This is a genomic window from Planctomycetia bacterium (assembly GCA_015075745.1).
In the GTDB taxonomy this organism is placed as follows: Bacteria; Planctomycetota; Phycisphaerae; order UBA1845; family UTPLA1; genus UTPLA1.
The window spans coordinates 551162-567807 of record JABTTW010000001.1 but is presented as its reverse complement, the minus strand read 5'-3'; the positions used below and the strand labels follow the sequence as shown (position 1 = coordinate 567807).

14 protein-coding genes are annotated in these 16646 nt (G+C 61.6%); 3 read left to right on the top strand and 11 right to left on the bottom strand.

What is annotated here, in order from left to right; translation table 11 throughout:
- Nucleotides 1–12: 12 nt before the first annotated feature.
- Both HS101_02220 and HS101_02215 read left to right on the top strand, forming a co-directional pair.
- Entirely contained in the window at nt 13–1185 is a 1173-nt protein-coding gene (locus HS101_02220) for an ABC transporter permease (protein ID MBE7505082.1), read from the top strand.
- Between the two features lie 23 nt (nt 1186–1208).
- Nucleotides 1209–2444 carry an efflux RND transporter periplasmic adaptor subunit gene (locus HS101_02215; protein ID MBE7505081.1) on the top strand — a complete coding sequence of 412 codons (1236 nt, stop codon included), beginning with the start codon at nt 1209–1211 and terminating at the stop codon, nt 2442–2444.
- Here the strand turns inward: HS101_02215 and HS101_02210 are convergent, their stop codons facing one another.
- From HS101_02210 to uvrB, 11 genes are all read right to left on the bottom strand, one after another.
- Complete coding sequence (locus tag HS101_02210) at nt 2445–4970, bottom strand: hypothetical protein (GenBank protein MBE7505080.1); 2526 nt, start codon at nt 4968–4970, stop codon at nt 2445–2447. It lies immediately after the preceding gene.
- Between the two features lie 88 nt (nt 4971–5058).
- Nucleotides 5059–5991 (bottom strand): NAD-dependent epimerase/dehydratase family protein, encoded by a 933-nt coding sequence (locus tag HS101_02205; GenBank protein MBE7505079.1) that lies wholly within the window; start codon nt 5989–5991, stop codon nt 5059–5061.
- Between the two features lie 49 nt (nt 5992–6040).
- Nucleotides 6041–6487 carry a FliM/FliN family flagellar motor switch protein gene (locus HS101_02200; protein MBE7505078.1) on the bottom strand — a complete coding sequence of 149 codons (447 nt, stop codon included), beginning with the start codon at nt 6485–6487 and terminating at the stop codon, nt 6041–6043.
- Between the two features lie 120 nt (nt 6488–6607).
- On the bottom strand, nt 6608–7849 hold the full coding sequence (gene fabF / locus HS101_02195) for a beta-ketoacyl-ACP synthase II (GenBank protein ID MBE7505077.1): 1242 nt from the start codon (nt 7847–7849) through the stop codon (nt 6608–6610).
- Between the two features lie 52 nt (nt 7850–7901).
- A complete protein-coding gene (gene acpP, locus HS101_02190) occupies nt 7902–8216 on the bottom strand; it encodes an acyl carrier protein (protein MBE7505076.1) in 315 nt (104 codons plus the stop codon).
- Nucleotides 8217–8281: 65 nt separating this feature from the next.
- A complete protein-coding gene (gene fabG / locus HS101_02185) occupies nt 8282–9055 on the bottom strand; it encodes a 3-oxoacyl-[acyl-carrier-protein] reductase (protein ID MBE7505075.1) in 774 nt (257 codons plus the stop codon).
- A 43-nt stretch (nt 9056–9098) separates the two neighbouring features.
- A complete protein-coding gene (gene fabD, locus HS101_02180; protein MBE7505074.1) occupies nt 9099–10031 on the bottom strand; it encodes an ACP S-malonyltransferase in 933 nt (310 codons plus the stop codon).
- Nucleotides 10032–10069: 38 nt separating this feature from the next.
- On the bottom strand, nt 10070–11068 hold the full coding sequence (locus HS101_02175; GenBank protein ID MBE7505073.1) for a ketoacyl-ACP synthase III: 999 nt from the start codon (nt 11066–11068) through the stop codon (nt 10070–10072).
- A complete protein-coding gene (gene plsX, locus HS101_02170) occupies nt 11061–12065 on the bottom strand; it encodes a phosphate acyltransferase PlsX (protein ID MBE7505072.1) in 1005 nt (334 codons plus the stop codon). Before plsX ends, HS101_02175 begins: the two co-directional genes overlap by 8 nt.
- A 7-nt stretch (nt 12066–12072) precedes the next feature.
- On the bottom strand, nt 12073–12258 hold the full coding sequence (gene rpmF / locus HS101_02165; GenBank protein ID MBE7505071.1) for a 50S ribosomal protein L32: 186 nt from the start codon (nt 12256–12258) through the stop codon (nt 12073–12075).
- Nucleotides 12259–12523: 265 nt separating this feature from the next.
- Nucleotides 12524–14611 carry an excinuclease ABC subunit UvrB gene (gene uvrB, locus HS101_02160; protein ID MBE7505070.1) on the bottom strand — a complete coding sequence of 696 codons (2088 nt, stop codon included), beginning with the start codon at nt 14609–14611 and terminating at the stop codon, nt 12524–12526.
- Nucleotides 14612–15424: 813 nt separating this feature from the next.
- Here uvrB and HS101_02155 point away from each other — a divergent pair.
- On the top strand, nt 15425–16246 hold the full coding sequence (locus HS101_02155; GenBank protein MBE7505069.1) for a PEP-CTERM sorting domain-containing protein: 822 nt from the start codon (nt 15425–15427) through the stop codon (nt 16244–16246).
- Nucleotides 16247–16646: the final 400 nt, after the last annotated feature.

Genomic DNA, 16646 nt, shown 5'->3' with positions numbered 1-16646 from the left:
CTGGAGGAATTCGTGGCATTGCCGCTGAGCTATAACTGGCGGAATCTCTTCGTGAGAAAGCTGAGCACGGCGCTGACCTTCACGGTCGTGGGCGTGATCGTCGCCGTTTTGTGCATCCTTCTTTCTTTCGCGGCGGGGATTCGCATTTCGCTGCGCTCCAGCGGATCGCCGCTTAACGTGATGGTCCTGAAGACCGGAGCAACGGCGGAGAGCACGAGCATCATCACGCCCGAGGAGGCGAATCGGCTCATCCAGACGCCGGGCATCGCGCAGGATGACAGTGGACAGATGCTTATCAGCCAGGAACTGTGCGTGCAGACGTCGATCCCGCGAAAAGGGCCCGAGGGGAATCCGGCGAATGTCGCGGTTCGCGGGGTGGACGCCGCGGCGTACGCGCTTCATTCTGAAGTGAAGATCGTCGAAGGTCGTAGATATGAGCCGGGGGCGCTGGAAGTGATCGTGGGGAAGCAGGCGCAGGATCGGTATCGCGATCTGCACGTCGGCGGGCAGGTGCAGTTGGGCCGGGCGGCGAATCGGATTTATACCGTGGTCGGCGTGTTTGAGGCGGGCGGCGGGGCCTTTGAAAGCGAGATATGGGGATCGCGCCCGACGATCATGGATTCGTACAACCGGCGGTTTATCTCGAGCGCGGTACTTCGGTTGGCCGATGCTTCGAATGCCGACGCGGCGATCAAGTACCTCAAAGGGCCGGCGGTTCGGCTGAATGCAAAGTTGGAGACGGACTACTACGAGGACCTGTCATCGAAGACGCAGCAGATCGTCGCGCTGACCAGCATGTTGATCGGCATCATGGCGATCGGCGCGATCTTCGCGGTGGCGAACACGATGTACGCCTCGGTCGACAGTCGCCGGCGCGAGATCGCGATGCTGCGGACGATCGGATTCACGCGGACCTCGATCGTCACTTCGTTTCTATTGGAGTCGATTTTGATCTGCCTGCTTGCCTGCGCGACGGGCGTGGCAGCCGGTTCGCTGGTGGATGGTTCCCGGCAGGACTTCTTATCGGACAGCACTTGGACGGTTCTGGCCTATGAGCTGCGCCTGACGCCTGATGTCATTCTCACCGCGCTGGGTGTGGCGATGGCCGTCGGGCTGATCGGCGGACTCGCTCCGGCGTTGAAGGCCTCGCGGATTGGGATCATCGAGGCCCTGCGAAAAGCCTGACCTTGGGCTAGAATCGGCTACACGTGGCAACAAGACCTGACATCCGATCGCAGCTTCGCACGCTGAGCATCCCCAAAGATCAGCGGCCGACGCGCCCCGTGGTGAGATCGCCCGGCGCGGTGCGGCTGGGAAAGCCCGTGGGCATCCTGATTGTGCTCGTGGGGCTGATCGGTGGGGGAATCTGGGCCATCCGACAGGTTCAGTCGATGAGCGCGGCGAGTGCTGATGAGTCGCAGGTGCGGCTGATCACGATTACGGCGCGGGATTCGTCGCAGCCGCTGCCGGTGTACACGGCGACCGGCAAGATCGTCTCCGATCATAAGGTTCTGGTGAATACCAAGGTGTCCGGTCAGATTGTCGATCTGCGATTTGAGCAGGGCGACAGCGTGCAGGACGGCCAGGTGCTGGCCCGGATTGAGGACGTGCTGTACAAGGCCCGTCGCGATCAGGCAGCCGCCGACCTGGAAAAGTCACGTGCAAGCCTGGCATACCAGGAGATTAATTTCGACCGGGTGCAGCGCCTGTTTGAGATCAAAAACGCCCCGGACATCGAATTCGCCGATGCCAAGCGCGCGCTCGATGAGGCGAAGGCCCAGGTCGCGGCCAATACGGCGGAGCTTGAGTTCGCCCAGAAGGCGCTGACCGATTGCAACGTTCTGGCGCCGATCTCCGGAGTCATTCTGGAGCGCAATGTGGAGATCGGCGACTTCGTCGCGGCCGAGGGCGGGCGCGGGGCCATCGCCAATGCCCAGCTTTGCACGATCGCCGACATGACGAAGGTGCGGGTCGAGGTGGACATCAGCGAGTTGGACGTTGCCCGAATTCATAAGGACATGGCCTGCGTGATCACGCCGGATGCCTACAAGGATCGTCGCTACGACGGTCACGTCATGTGGCTGGACCCGGGAGCGAATTATTCCAAGGCGACGGTGCAGGCGAAGGTCCGCGTGATGAATCCGGATGAGTATCTGCGGGTGGAGGGTTCGGCGCAGGTCTTGTTTCTTGCGGACGATTCGTCTGGCGAGTCGTCGGATGCGGGGTCCAGCGCGATCTGGATCCCTTCGACTGCCTGCGCGAAGGGCGAGGGCGACACGGCGAAGGTGTTTGTGGCCGACGGCGGACGCATCCAGGCGACGCCGATCAAGCTTGGCAGGCAAGTCGGCAGTCAGGTCGAGGTCGTGAGCGGTCTGGCCGTTGGGCAGCGGATTGTTGCCGATGGTCTGGAGAAGCTCACCGACGGGCAGCGCATCGGCTCGTAGTTAACCATTCAGCAAATCGTCCACGAACGCCGCGGTGTCCAGTTCCAGGGAACCGGTTTCATAGTCGGCGCAGGCGGACTCGTCTTCAGGCAGCGGCGCGCCGAGCTTGGCCCTGACGAAGCCGGCGATGTCGTCGGCGCTCAGCGACTCGTCCTGATTCACATCTCCCAATAGCAGGCAGGCAGGAACGGCAATGGTGTAGATGCCGCGGCCGTGGGTGGCGGCGAGGAGCGTCTCGGTGTCGTGCATGAAAGTGATTTCGTCGACGCTGACGTTGGCGGGTCCCTTATCAGTTGTGGACCATGTGGCTCCGCCATCCTCCGAGGCGAAGATGCCGACTTCGGTGCCGACGTAGAGCCAGTTGGGTTTGCGGGGGTGGCGGGCGATGCCTCGAATGGGGGCGTTGGGCAGGCCGGTGGCGCCGGCGCCGGTGGCGTCCGTCCAGTTGGCGCCGCCGTTGACCGTCTTCATGAGATTGTCCGCGGCGAAACCACCGAGGCAGACATAGGCGGTGTTGTGATCGTCGGGGTCGATGAGGATGCGCGTGATGTAGCGATTGGGCAGGGGATTCACGCCTGAGTTATCGTCAATGGGGGACCAGGTCGGCGATACCGCGGTGCCATTGGCTGTGCGATGGACTTCGCCGTTGTTCTGGCCGACCCAGATGTTGTTCGAATTTCCGGGGGCCACTGCGATGGCACTGATATAGTCCGTGCCCGCCGGTCGGATTTGCTGCCAGGTGATGAAGATGGGGTTGGCCCTGGCATTCGGGCAGCGCCACAGGCGAGAGCCGCCGGCGAGGAGGCGCGCCGGGTTGTTGGGGTCGAGGATGAACGGGGCGATGAAATTAGCGGCGGTCCCGGCGTCGGCGAGACCATTGATGATGTAGCCCGCGGAGACGCCGCCGTCGCTTGAGCGATGAATCTGCAGGGTGATGTACTCGCCGTAGCAGTAGTTGGGATTCGACCAGTCGATCGCACAGAATCCGCCGTCGCCGCCGAAGGGGAGATTCGCCAGATCGGAGCCCGGCTCAAGGCGAAGGGTGCCGTTGTCCTGGGTGCCGCCGATGATCCGTCCGCTGCCGCCGTCTCCAGCCGCGCCGTAGAACTGGGTGGCGCGGTACTCGCCGTCGAGGTTGGTCCAGCCGGCGGCGGTCGAGGCGGTGTAGATGTTGTCAGTTCTGAAGACGCCGCCGTCGGTGCAGATGTAGACCCGCCGATTGGTGACGCCGTCAAAGCCCGGGTCGCTGACGATGGCGTGCAGGTCCGGGTGCGGCTGGGAAGTCAAGATGTATCCGTCGCTGATCTGCGTGAAGCTGACGCCGCCGTCGGTGCTCCTTTGGAGGTGATATCCGCCGGTGACAAGAAAGTTCGGATTGGTCGGGTCCACCCAGAGCGGATTGGTGTACCAGCTCACGCCGGTAGTCTGGCCTGCTGTTTGGATAGCATAAGACTGGCCGCCGTCGGTGGACTTCCAGATTTTTCCGCCGTCGGCGGCGCTGGAGGCGTAAACAATGCTCGACTGGCTCGGCGCATAGGCCAGCTCAATGCGCGAGCCAAAGCCGTTGACGTGATTGAGTCCGCCCGCGGTGGTCCAGGTGAAGCCTCCGTTGACCGAGTACACGGCGCGGTGATACCAGTCGGAGTCGTAGTCGATGACGTGGCCGACGGCCTTGCTGCCGTCGATGGGATCGAAGGCGACGTAGAAGGAGCCCTGAGCGCCGAGCCGCGCCTGCCATGAGAAGCCGGCGTTGGTGGAGCGATAGATGCCGCCGTATCGCTTGGAGGCAAGGATGACGTTGCTGTTGCTGGGTGAGACGGCGATTCGGCAGACATTGTCCCAGCCCGATGTCGAGGCGAGCTGCGCCCAGGTCTCGCCGCCGTCGACGGATTTGTAGATGCCGGCGCCGCCGATGGCGTCTCCGTTGAAGAATCCTTCGCCGGTGCCCGCGTAGATCACGAGCGGGTTGTTGGGGTCGATGGCCAGACAGCAGATGGCAAGGCTGGGAAATTCGTCGTTGATCGGGGTCCAGCTTGCGCCGCCGGTGGTGCTTTTCCAGATGCCGCCGCTGACCGCGCCGGCGATGAGTCGATTCGGGTCGGCGGGGTCGATCAGGATCGAGCGGCTGCGACCGCCGACGTTGCGCGGGCCGCGCTCGACCCAGTTGACGGAATCAATGCCGGCGAAGCGCGCGCCGCCGCGCGGCTGGGCCAGTGCGAGATTGGCCAGTCTCTGTCCGACGGCCTGGCGCAGGGCGCCCTCGGGAATCTTCCCGTCCTCGTTCGTCCAGGTCTTGCGACGCCAGCGCATGGCCTCGTGGGGGTTCGTCGCCTTGGTCAGTTTGAGATTCGTCAGGCCGGGGTTGCCGCTGAGGTCGACGACCGGACTTGTCCTGGAAGTCGGCGGCGAGGTCGGTGCAGCGCAGCCGCAAACGGCGAGACCGAACAGTGCGGCGGTCGTCACGAATAACGGGATATGTAACAGGAATCGAAAACTCACGGACTTCCCTCCATTGGCAGTCATCATGATAGCAGAATCCGTCAGTGGGAATCAGTTGAGTGCCACGGTTCATGGCTGACGAGAGAGGAGGCGCATGGCGAACAGGCGCGGCTGATCAGCCTCGCGTGGAGCGAAAGTACTCGATCGTGCGGGCGAACCCTTCGCGCCAGGGCGTCGTGGGGCCCCAGCCGAGCAATTCACGGGCGCGAGACAGATCAGGTCGGCGGCGCTCCGGATCGTTGACGGGGCGCTGGGTGAAAATCATCCGGCTCTTGGAGCCGGTCAGCTCGATGACGGCGCGAGCGGCCTGCTCGACGGTGATCTCCTCGTCGTTGCCGATGTTGATCGGCTCGTGGCAGTCGCTGTCGGCGGTTCGCAGAATCGCCTCGACGAGATCATCGACATAGCAAAACGACCGAGTCTGCGAGCCGTCGCCGTGCAGGGTCAGCGGCTGGCCGTCGAGCGCCTGATTGATGAAATTCGGCAGGGCGCGGCCGTCGTTGCTGCGCATCCGCGGGCCGTAGGTGTTGAAGATTCTCACCATCCGCGTCGAGACCGAGCGGAGGCGGTGATAGGTCATGGTCATGGCCTCGGCGAAGCGCTTGCCCTCGTCATAGGGAGCGCGCGGACCGATGGAACTGACGTTGCCGCGATAGGTTTCCTTTTGCGGGTGCTCGAGCGGGTCGCCGTAGCATTCGCTGGTCGAGGCCTGAAGAAAGAGACTGTGCTTTTCGAGGGAGAGGTCCAGCAGGTTCTTCACGCCGACGCTGCAGGCGAGCATGATCTCGACGGCCTTCTCGTGGAAGTCGACCGGCGAGGCGGGGCAGGCGAGGTTGAAGACGCGATCGACCGGACCCTCCATGCGAAGTGGCGAGCAGATATCCTGGCGGATGTAGGTGAAGCCCTTGATCCGCGCGAGGTCTTCGGCGTTCTTCGGGCTTCCGGTGATGAGGTTGTCGATGCCGACGACCTCGTGGCCCGCGTCGAGCAGACGGCGGCAAAGGTGATATCCAATAAATCCGGCGGCGCCGGCAACGATGATTCGCATGAAACTACACGTCTCTTGTTTTTCCCCGCCGCGGCAGGCCGGCCGCCTGCTACTTGGAGAGTAATTCTATCCGTTGGCGGACATTGCCGATGCGGGCAACGCGCAGGCCAAAATGCTCGCCCACTTTCACGGCGACGCCACTGCCGATCTGTGCCTTACCAATCATGAGGTCCAATTCATCCTCGACGGTTCGTTCAAAATCCAGGATGGTGCCGGGCCTGATCCGCAGGATGTCGCTCGTCAGCATGGAACGCTCGGCGAGGCGGACATTGAGCACCACTTTCAGGCCGAGAATACGCTGGACGCGGCGATTGGGCGAGGCGGCCGATCGTGGCGGGGCGGTCGATTCTGAAGGCGCCTGGGCCGGGCGTACCGCGGGCGCCTGTGGCGTGTTCGGGGCGCCACGCTTCTCCAGTCGATCAATGTCGCCTGAGAGGGTGCTCACCGCCGTGGTGGCATCCCTCAAGACGGCGTCGATCTCATCCTGGGTGAACATGCGGAGCAGTCGGCCTCGCGGTTGTAATGTCTTTTGAGAAGCTAGTTTAGAGCGAGCGGACGCACGGGGATCATTAGGATTTATCGACTCTGGAGGGGGTAAACTTGAGGCGGGCAGCGGCTAGGAGAGCTTTGAGACCGCGACACAGGCATTATGGCCGCCAAAGCCGAAGGAGTTGCTGATGGCGATTTCCACCTTGGCATCCTGGGCTGTTAGCGGGGTGTAGTTGAGGTCGCAGCCATCGCCGGGGCTTTCGAGGTTGATGGTCGGCGAGATGGTCCCGTTGACCAGGGCCATGACGGTAGCGACAAGCTCAACGCCGCCGCTGGCGCCGAGCAGGTGGCCGATCGAGCTCTTGGTGCTGCTGATACGCAGGCGCTTGGCGTGATCGCCGAAGACGGACTTGATGGCCATGGTCTCGGCGACGTCGCCGAGCGGCGTGCCGGTCCCGTGGGCGTTGACGTAGTCCACCTGGTCGGTGGACAACTGGGCGTCCTTCAGAGCGTAAGTCATTGCGGCCGCGCCGCCGCGACCGAGCTCGTCGGGCTGGGTGATGTGGTTCGCATCGGCGCTCATGCCGTAGCCGAGGATTTCGGCGTAGATCCGCGCGCCGCGCTTCTTTGCGTGCTCCAGCTCTTCAAAGATGAACATGCCGGCGCCTTCGCCCATGACGAAACCATCGCGGTCGCGATCGAAGGGGCGCGACGCCTTTGCGGGGGCATCGTTGCGCTCGGAGAGGGCCTTCATCGAAGCGAATGCGGCGAGGCCCAGGGGCGTCAGGGCAGCTTCGGCGCCGCCGGTGACCATGATGTCGGCATCGTTTCGCCGAATCGCATGGAGGGCGTCGCCGATGGCATTGGTCGCCGAGGCGCAGGCCGTGGCGACCGCGGTGTTGGGCCCCTTGGCGCCGAGCATGATCGAAATGCTTCCACTCGCCGCGTTGACCATGAGCTTGGGAATCGTGAAGGCGGAGACTTTTGAAGGGCCTTTTTCGATCAGGCGGAGGTGCTGTTCTTCGATTTCGAGCAGGCCGCCGATCCCGGAGCCGGTGATGACGCCGACGCGCGACGGGTCCAGCTTGTCTTTGTCCAGTCCGCAGTCATTGAAGGCGGCCCGCGCCGCGACGACGGCCAACTGGGTGAAGCGGTCCATCCGCTTGATGTCTTTGCGTTCGAGATGAGCTTCGGGCTGAAACTCCCGGCACTCGCCGCCGAAACGGACGTCAAATCCTTCGACAGGAAAACGCTGAATGGGGCCGACGCCGCTTTCACCAGCGAGGAGACGCTCCCAAAAGCCATCGACGGTGATTCCCAAAGGAGAAACCACCCCCATTCCCGTAATGACGATGCGACGTCGAGACATTCAAAGAGTCCTCGAAATGCCGGGCCGATCGACAGCCGCGGCGGTGGGGGAGCTACTCCTTCTTCTGACCCTGGGCCTTGCCGATGTACTCGACCGCATGGCCGACGGTCTGAATCTTTTCGGCCTCCTCATCCGGGATGGAAAGCTCGAATTCATCTTCGAATTCCATGACGAGTTCCACGGTGTCGAGCGAATCGGCATTCAGATCGTTTACGAAGGACGTATCCATCGTGATCTCGGACTTTTCCACGCCCATCTGCTCACTAACGATCTTAATGACCTTTTCTTTGATCTCTTCGCTGGTTGCCGCCACCACATGATTCTCCTGTCTTACATGCCCGGCAACTGTTTGCCGCGGCTGATCCATTCTCACACACTTGCAAGGTCGAAATCGGCCCCGAGAATAGCGGGGACACCGACCGACGAAAAGGGTCACATATGCAGGCCGCCATCGACCACCAGAACCTGGCCGGTGATGTAGCCTGAGGCGGAGGAGGCAAGGAAAGCAATCGCCGCGGCGACTTCCTCGGGCTCGCCGAACCGTTGCAGCGGGATCAGCGGCCGGACCTGCTCTCGTACCTTCTCCGAAAGGACGTTTGTCATGTCGGTCTTGATGAAGCCGGGCGCGACGGCGTTACAGGTCACGCCCCGGCGGGAAAGCTCCTTGGCGACGGACTTGGTCAGGCCGATGACGCCGGCCTTGCTGGCCGCGTAATTCGACTGGCCGGGATTACCCATGATGCCGGAGATGCTCGTCAGATTGACGATGCGTCCCCACCTGGCACGGACCATATGTTTAGCGACGGCGCGCGTCAACTGAAAGACGCTGCGCAAATTCGTGGCGATGACGTCATCGAACTGTTCGTCGGACATGTTCATGATGAGGCCGTCGCGCGTGATGCCGGCATTGTTGACGAGAATATCGATACGCCCAAACTCGGTCGCCAGATCGTCGACCCACTTCTCGGTCTTGGCGCTCTCGGTCACGTCGAACGGGCGCGTCACGATCTTGCCCAGGCACCGTTGATCGGCCGCCTCGGCTGAGAGGGTGCCCAGCTTTTCGGGGTTTCGAGCGCAGGCAATGACGGTTGCCCCCTGGCGCGCCAGGGCCAGGCTCGTGGCACGGCCGATCCCGCGAGAACCGCCCGTTACTATTGCAACTCGGTCAACCAGTTCCGCCATACAGTCGCTGCATCCTTCCGCCATCGAGCGCCCCTTCGGAGGCCGGATGGTGATCCTGGAGTTTTCTCTAAACCGTCGCTCCGGTGAGCGCTGCCGCCGTCGAATAATTCACGGCCTTTACGGTCCGGTTGATCTTTCTCATCAAGCCGGTCAGGACTCTGCCCGGACCGACTTCGGCGAAGCGGTCGAAGCCCTCGGCGATCAGCCTCTCAATCGAGGCCTGCCACCGGATGGGTTTTGCCACCTGCTCCCGAAGGGAAGCCCGGACACTGTCAGGGTCGCCATGATAGCCAGCAGAGACGTTTGCGACCACAGGAATTCGTCCAGGGGTTATTTTCGCGGATTGTAGGGCCTCGGTGAGGCCATCGACCGCCGGTCCCATAAGTGCTGAATGGAAGGCCCCGGCCACATTCAGGGCCACGGCCCGACCGCCATGCTCTTCAGCCATATTGACGGCTCTTTCGCAGGCCGCCTTGGTACCGGAAATCACGATTTGCCCGGGGCAGTTGTAATTGGCAGGGGTCAGGACCTCACCACCGGCTGCCTCCTCACAAAGCCGGAGGGTCTGCTCGTTGTCGAGCCCCATGATGGAGACCATGCCGCCGGAGGAAGTCTCAGCGGCCGCCTGCATCAGCTTGCCGCGCCGAGCTACGAGGGTGAGGGCGTCCTGGAACGTCAGCCAACCGGCGACGTGCAATGCGGAGTATTCGCCGAGACTCAGGCCGGCCATCGCCGAGGGCTGAAGCTCGGCCGCAACCCCCTGCGCCTCCAGGGCACGCCAAACCGCGACCGAAGTCACAAAGATGGCAGGCTGCGACATATCCGTCGCGTCGAGTCGATCGGCCGGGCCTTCATGGCACAACTTGGTCAGGTCGAGGCCGAGGATGCTGTTGGCCTCATCAAAGACACCGCGCGCCTCCGCCGAGGCGTCGTAGACGTCCTTGCACATGCCGACTTGCTGTGCGCCCTGGCCCGGAAAAATGATCGCTGTCTTTCCCACTGCTCAACCCTAAATATGTTGATGAAACCCGACCCGACTCAGATTCGCAGGAGCGCCGATCCCCAGGTGAGGCCGGCGCCGAAGGCGACCAGCAAAACCAGGTCGCCCTCCTTGATTCGCCCGGTCTCGCGGCACTCGTCGATGCCGATCGGGATCGAGGCCGCCGAAGTATTACCGTATTTCTGGATATTTGTGAATATCCTGTCCTGAGGGAGGCCGAGTCGCAGCCGGGCCGATTCGATGATTCGCAGATTCGACTGGTGGGGAATGACCAGGGCGATGTCGTCGGCCTTCACGCCGGCCTCGGCAAGGGTGGAATCGATCAATTCCAGATTGCGTTTGACGGCGAGCTTGTAAACTTCGCGGCCCTGCATTTTGACGTAGTGGAGTTTTTCATCGACGGTCATCCTGGAAGCGGGCAGCTTCGAGCCGCCGGCGGGGACGGCAAGCATGGAAAGGCCGGTGCCTTCGGCCTCGATTCGGTGATGCAGCAGGGTGTGCTTCTCGGGCTCGTCGGTCGCCGAAAGGATCAGCGCGGCCGCGCCATCGCCGAAGAGGATGCAGGTGCTTCGGTCTTCGTAGTCGGTGATGCGGGACATGGTCTCCGCACCGATCAGCAAAATGTTCTTATAGGGGCTGCCGGCTCGCAGAAGGTGACTCGCCATGACGAAGCCATAAATGAACCCGCTGCACGCGGCGGCCAGATCGAAAGCCGGTACGGGCGGACCGCCGAGTGCCTGTTGAACAAAGCAGGCGGTCGACGGAAAGGGGCACTCCGGCGTGATCGTGGCGACGATGATGAGATCGATGTCGGCCGGGGTCAGCTTGGCGTTCTTGAGGGCCTTGCGGGCGGCGTCCGTGGCAAGGGTGGCCGTGGACTCTTCTTCAGAGACAACGCGGCGCTCGGCGATTCCCGTGCGCTCGCGGATCCACGCGTCGGTCGTATCAAGTCGATCGACAAAAAACTGGTTGGTGAGAACTCGGCTGGGCAGAGAGCGGCCTGAACCGGAAATTCGCAATCCGAGAGGTTCAGGCATCAGGGGCTTCCTCCGTCAATCGGCTGAGGATGACTTCGTTGAGGTTGCTCTTGTGGTATTGCGTGGCGACGCGGACCGCGTTCTTGATGGCGCGTGCGTCGCTGCTGCCATGGCAGATGATGCAAATGCCGTCGACGCCAAGCAGCGGGGCCCCGCCGAATTCGCTGTAATCATGCCGGGCCCAGATGGCCTTGACAAGGGGCTCGAAACGCTTGGCCAGTTCGGGGCTTTCGTCGGCGATTTCGCGCGCGATGGTCTTGAAGATGCCTTCGGAAAGGCCCTCGGTGAGCTTGAGGACGACATTTCCGACGAAGCCGTCACTCACCGCCACCTCGCAGGCGCCGGAGAAGAGGTCGCGGCCCTCGACGTTGCCCACGAAATTGACGGAGGGGTCGCGCTTGAGCAGTTCGTGAGTCTGCTTGACGAGCGGGCTGCCTTTGACTTCCTCACTGCCAATGGAGAGCAAGGCGACGCGGGGGCGCTCGATGTTGAGAATCTTCTCCGCATAGGCGGAGGCCATTTGGGCGTATTGAAGGAGATGATGGGCCTTCGGAGCGACATTGGCGCCGACGTCGCAGACGGTCAGCGGCCCGTGGAACGAAGGCAGGACGACGGCGATGCCCGGCCGCTGAACACCGCCGAGCGTTCTCATCTTGAGCTGACAGGCGGCGGCGCAGGCCCCGGTGTTTCCGGCGCTGATGACCGCATCGACCTGGCGCTCGGCGGCCAGCTTGGCCATGATCATGATGGAGGAGTTTTTCTTCTGGCGAAGCGCCTCGACCGGCGAGTCGTCCATCTCGATGACTTCGGAGCAGTGATGAATCTTGATGCGCGGGTTGGATTTCCCCTCGGGGGGCAGATGAGCCTGGATGGCGTCCTCGCGCCCGATAAGGACGATCTCGTCCTCATCGGTGAGAAACTGCAAGCCCTCCACGGCGCCGCGAACGATTTGCGCGGGCGCGTAGTCACCTCCCATGGCGTCGATCGCGATCCGCATGGCGGTGTTACGACTCCTCAGTCTCGATCTTGAGGGAGATTTTCGCGGTGTGATATCCGCAATTCGCGCAGGCGCGGTGCGGGAGTTTTGACGTGCCGCACTTGGGGCAGGCAGTCGTATTCACGGCGCGCAGGGCATGATGCGACCTGCGGGACCTTTTCATGGATTTACTGGAACGTCTGGCCGGAAGCATGACTACACCTGCCTTGGATGAACAAGGCGCCTAAGGCAGTGGCGATTTCTCGCCGCAACGACCTGGGCGCGGGTCAAACCCGACTTTCAAGCATTTCCTCAAAACATGCACAAAAGCCGAGCCGAACAATCTAGACGGGAACCTCGGGCGTGTCAAGGAATTGCGACCGACTCAACTGTATGCCTCTTCGTGACTTGCGCTGAATGTGGGCCGCCTTTGGCCGCATGTCGGGCGGCGACATGGTGGATGCGACACCTTGCCGCCTTCAATGGCCGCGCGGTTTGGGGCCGCGGGACGCCTCTCGGCGCGGCCTTTTTCCAGGGGATTGGGCCGTCGTTGAATCATTTTCCGGTTTGGTTGTACCGTGGATTTTCAGCGTGGGGGACTCGCGCAGGTCCTTGATCCGATCGCGCAGTCTCGCCGCGCTTTCAAAGTCGAGCGCTTCGGCGGCGGCGAGCATCTGCTGCTCCAACTGGAGCAACGTCTCGCTCAGGTCAAAAGTGTCATCGTCGGCGTGGATGGCCTCCTGTGCCGTCTTTCGGGCGATGATTTGGTCTTCAAGGCCCCGGCGAATCGCCTTCTTGATCGTCTCGGGGGTAATGCCGTGCTCGCGGTTGTAGGCTTCCTGTATGCTGCGTCGCCGGGTGGTCTCGTCCATGGTTTGTTGCATGGCGGGGGTGATCTTGTCGGCATAAAAATACACCTCCGCGTTGACGTTGCGAGCGCAGCGGCCGATCGTCTGAATCAGGCTCGTCGCGCTTCTCAGGAACCCCTCCTTGTCCGCATCGAGAATGGCCACGAGCGAAACTTCGGGCAGGTCCAGCCCCTCGCGCAGCAGGTTCACGCCGACGAGGCAATCGTATTTTCCATCGCGCAGCTCGCGAAGAATCTGCACGCGCTCCAGCGTGTCGATCTCGCTGTGCAGGTACGCGCCCTTGATACCCGTCTGCTGGATGTAGCCGGCGAGGTCTTCGGCGAGGCGCTTGGTGAGCGTGGTGACGAGGGTTCGCTGGCCAGCGGCGGCGCGGACCTGAATCTCGTGCAAAAGGTCCGGCACCTGTCCCCGCGCCGGCCGCACGCTGATCACCGGGTCCAACAGGCCGGTGGGGCGGATGACCTGTTCGACCACTTCGCCGCCGGTCTTTCGCAGTTCATAGGGGCCGGGCGTCGCCGAGACGAACAGCGTCTGACCCCACATTGCCTCGAATTCCTCAAACTTCATCGGCCGGTTATCGAGGGCGCTGGGCAGACGGAACCCGTGCTCGACCAGCACTTCCTTGCGTGCCCGATCGCCGTTGTACATCGCGCCGATCTGCGGAATCGTGGCGTGCGACTCGTCGACGATGAACAGGAAGTCCGAAGGGAAGTAATCGACCAGGGTGTAAGGCTTGGCGCCCGGCTGGGAGCCGACGAGATGCCGGGAATAGTTCTCGATGCCGGAGCAGTACCCGACCTCGGTGATCATTTCGATGTCGTACTTCGTACGGGCCGCGAGGCGCTGGGCCTCCAGCAGTTTGCCCTGGCGACGGAAGTAGTCGAGTCGCTGGTCAAGTTCCTCACGGATGCTTTTAACGGCGCCCTCGATGCGTTCTTCGGCCAGGACGTAGTGGACGGCTGGATAGATATAGAGCTGCGAGTGGGTCTCAATGGTTGCGCCGGTAAGCGGATTGATGGTGGTCAGCTTGTCGATTTCATCGCCGAACATCTCGATTCGATAGGCGAATTCCTCGTAGGCCGGATGCAGCTCGACGACGTCGCCGCGGACCCGAAAGGTGGCACGGTCCAGCGCCAAGTCATTCCGGTTGTATTGCAGATTGACGAATTTCTTGAGCAATTCGTCGCGTGGGAGGGTCATGCCGGTCTGGATGTTGATGACGCTGGCCTTGTACTCGTCCGGCGAGCCGAGGCCGAAGATGCAGGAGACGCTGGCCACAACGATGACATCGCGACGGCTGACCACGGCACTGGTTGCGGCGAGGCGGAGCCGGTCCAGATCGTCATTGCGGGATGAATCCTTCTCAATATAGATGTCCCGGGCGGGGATGTAGGCCTCGGGCTGGTAGTAGTCGTAATAACTGACGAAAAACTCGACGGCGTTATTGGGAAAGAGCTCCCGGAATTCCTCGTAGAGCTGGGCCGCGAGCGTTTTGTTATGCGAGATAATGAGCGTCGGGCGGTTCAGCTTCTCGATGACATGGGCCATCGTAAATGTCTTGCCGGAGCCGGTGACACCCAGCAGCGTCTGAAATCGCTTTTTGGAGGAGAGAAACCCGTCGGCGAGTTGCTCGATTGCCCGAGGCTGATCCCCGCCGGGCTTTAAGGGCGAGACGATTTGCAATTTGTCGGTGACCATTCTTATTAGCGGGTGATCTTAGCACGTCCGGGGGGAATCCGATGAGTCGATCGGGGCATGTCTGAGCGAGCGAGGAATCCCTGTTTCTGACATGTTGCCATGTGGCTCAATAGTTGGTGCCTATTTGCATTATCAATTCTGATAAAGCACCGTCCACCATCCCGGATCCGGCTCATACCTCACCCGTCCTGTTGAGTCCGAGAGCCATCAGGGATCGACCGAGCATCGCCTCCTAAAGATTTCTTTCCGGCCGCAGGAATTGCGTCAACTGCGGGTCCAATCGGGACTGCGGTTTCGGAGGCGTATCGGATTCAGACCGCCTCACATAAAGGCATGCAACGAAGATGTTTACGGCAGGCGTTTTCGTAGAGTGCCCAGTGATGTTCGGCAGGTTGGGTCCGATATCACAGATGATTTTAGGACAGAGAATGTTCAAAGAATATTAATGTTGTGCCCTGCATAGCTTGACTTCGATGAGCCAATTCTGGTAGAACAGATGGGGTACGTAGGAGGGCACATCCTAAAGGCTCAGTCTGAGCCGGGTGCCCGAAGCAGTTTTTGATTGCGGAGCGAGGGAAACCGAGGAAGAAGCAGGCGCCAGCGAATCCGGCATACAGCCCGTCTGATTCAAATTTGCCTCGAATCGACTCAGCAAATCAGAATAAGATTTTGTAGTGAATGGGAACAGGAGTTTTAAACAGCATTTAAGGACAGTCAAATTCGATCGTCTCCAGTATCGGCCGCCGGATGGCCTGGGAGGGTGAAGGTCGAGAGTTGTTCCAAAATGCGAGAAAGGAACGGGAGGAACGAGTTATGAAGAAGGTATTGATGGTGGTAGCTTTGGTCGGCATGGTTGCCGCACCGGCGTTCGCGGGAATCTCACCGCTGAACCCGACGGTCCTGGACAGCAGCTTTGTCCAGCAGGCCAACATGAATTCGAAGGTCAACCCAGTGGTTCCTCGCGGCACGCTGCTCGGCTACCTGCAGAACAGCCCGGCGAATGCCTTTGACCACATGCTGGGACAGTTCGGCCTTGACGGTCCGGCCAGCTATCTTCCTGGCGCGTCCCCTTACATGGCGCCTGGCGCGTTCCTCCTGAACGATGTCACGCTCGCCCCTAACTACACGGCGATTTCCGGTGCCCAGCTCCTGTGGTACAACACCCCTAATGCGACTCAGACCGACCAGCCGGTGACTATTGCGTTCTTCACCAACCCGGGCGGCAACTGGACCTCGATCGGCGCAACGATCGCGGCCTTTGCCTATCCGACCGTTGGCGTCGGCTTCTACATCGGTGGCTTCGGTTTCCCGCAGATTGCTGTTCCCGCGAGCGGCAATTTCTGGATGGCCGTTGCCTTCGGTGGCGGTGGTGGTGCAGCCACGCAGATGTTCGGCGGCCCCGGCGGCCAGATGAACGGCGATGCCCCGACCTCCACGGGTGGCGTGGCTCAGAACGCTCGCTTCCGCGGTTCGGCCCAGACTTTCGGTCAGTTCGGGTTCACCCCCGGCAGCCCGATTTCGACCCCGATCGCTTCCGGTCACATGAACTTCACCCTGCAGGGCGTGCCTGAGCCGGCCACGATCGGCATTCTGGCCATCGGTGGTCTCCTCGCTCTGCGACGCCGCAAGGCCTAATTGAAGTTCAATACCGTCTCAGTTCGCGGATCGTGAAGCTTTGATCGATTCGTACTGAAGGTGGTTAAGAGACTTTCAGACCCCGCTTTTCGCTGATTCAGGCGAGAAGCGGGGTTTCTTTTTTGGTGACCTTTTTAGGGAGAACTGAACGCATTCCGTCCCTGCTTACCTACCAAGTCTGCCGACCACCGGTCGGCTTGCCAGGCTCTCAGGTTCCCATGCTCCCAGGTTCCCAGGTTCCTTCAGGATTTGCTACGGACCGTGAAAGCGGTTAATTTTCACATGGGATGAGTTTCGGCGCATGCCGATTTGGCGGCCTCGGGTTTGATGTTGCTCGAGGCCATAGGTGACACGGATCACAGATCTACTCAAGATGCGGGGGGGCGAATCCGACCGAGAG

Excerpts from the sequence above, each read along its gene's own strand:
- uvrB (MBE7505070.1), bottom strand. The coding sequence starts at position 14,611 with ATGGTCACCGACAAATTGCAAATCGTCTCGCCCTTAAAGCCCGGCGGG.
- acpP (MBE7505076.1), bottom strand. The coding sequence starts at position 8,216 with ATGGATCAGCCGCGGCAAACAGTTGCCGGGCATGTAAGACAGGAGAAT.
- fabG (MBE7505075.1), bottom strand. The coding sequence starts at position 9,055 with ATGGCGGAAGGATGCAGCGACTGTATGGCGGAACTGGTTGACCGAGTT.
- HS101_02175 (MBE7505073.1), bottom strand. The coding sequence starts at position 11,068 with ATGCCTGAACCTCTCGGATTGCGAATTTCCGGTTCAGGCCGCTCTCTG.
- HS101_02155 (MBE7505069.1), top strand. The coding sequence starts at position 15,425 with ATGAAGAAGGTATTGATGGTGGTAGCTTTGGTCGGCATGGTTGCCGCA.
- plsX (MBE7505072.1), bottom strand. The coding sequence starts at position 12,065 with ATGCGGATCGCGATCGACGCCATGGGAGGTGACTACGCGCCCGCGCAA.
- rpmF (MBE7505071.1), bottom strand. The coding sequence starts at position 12,258 with ATGCTTCCGGCCAGACGTTCCAGTAAATCCATGAAAAGGTCCCGCAGG.
- HS101_02210 (MBE7505080.1), bottom strand. The coding sequence starts at position 4,970 with ATGATGACTGCCAATGGAGGGAAGTCCGTGAGTTTTCGATTCCTGTTA.
- HS101_02200 (MBE7505078.1), bottom strand. The coding sequence starts at position 6,487 with ATGTTCACCCAGGATGAGATCGACGCCGTCTTGAGGGATGCCACCACG.
- HS101_02205 (MBE7505079.1), bottom strand. The coding sequence starts at position 5,991 with ATGCGAATCATCGTTGCCGGCGCCGCCGGATTTATTGGATATCACCTT.
- fabF (MBE7505077.1), bottom strand. The coding sequence starts at position 7,849 with ATGTCTCGACGTCGCATCGTCATTACGGGAATGGGGGTGGTTTCTCCT.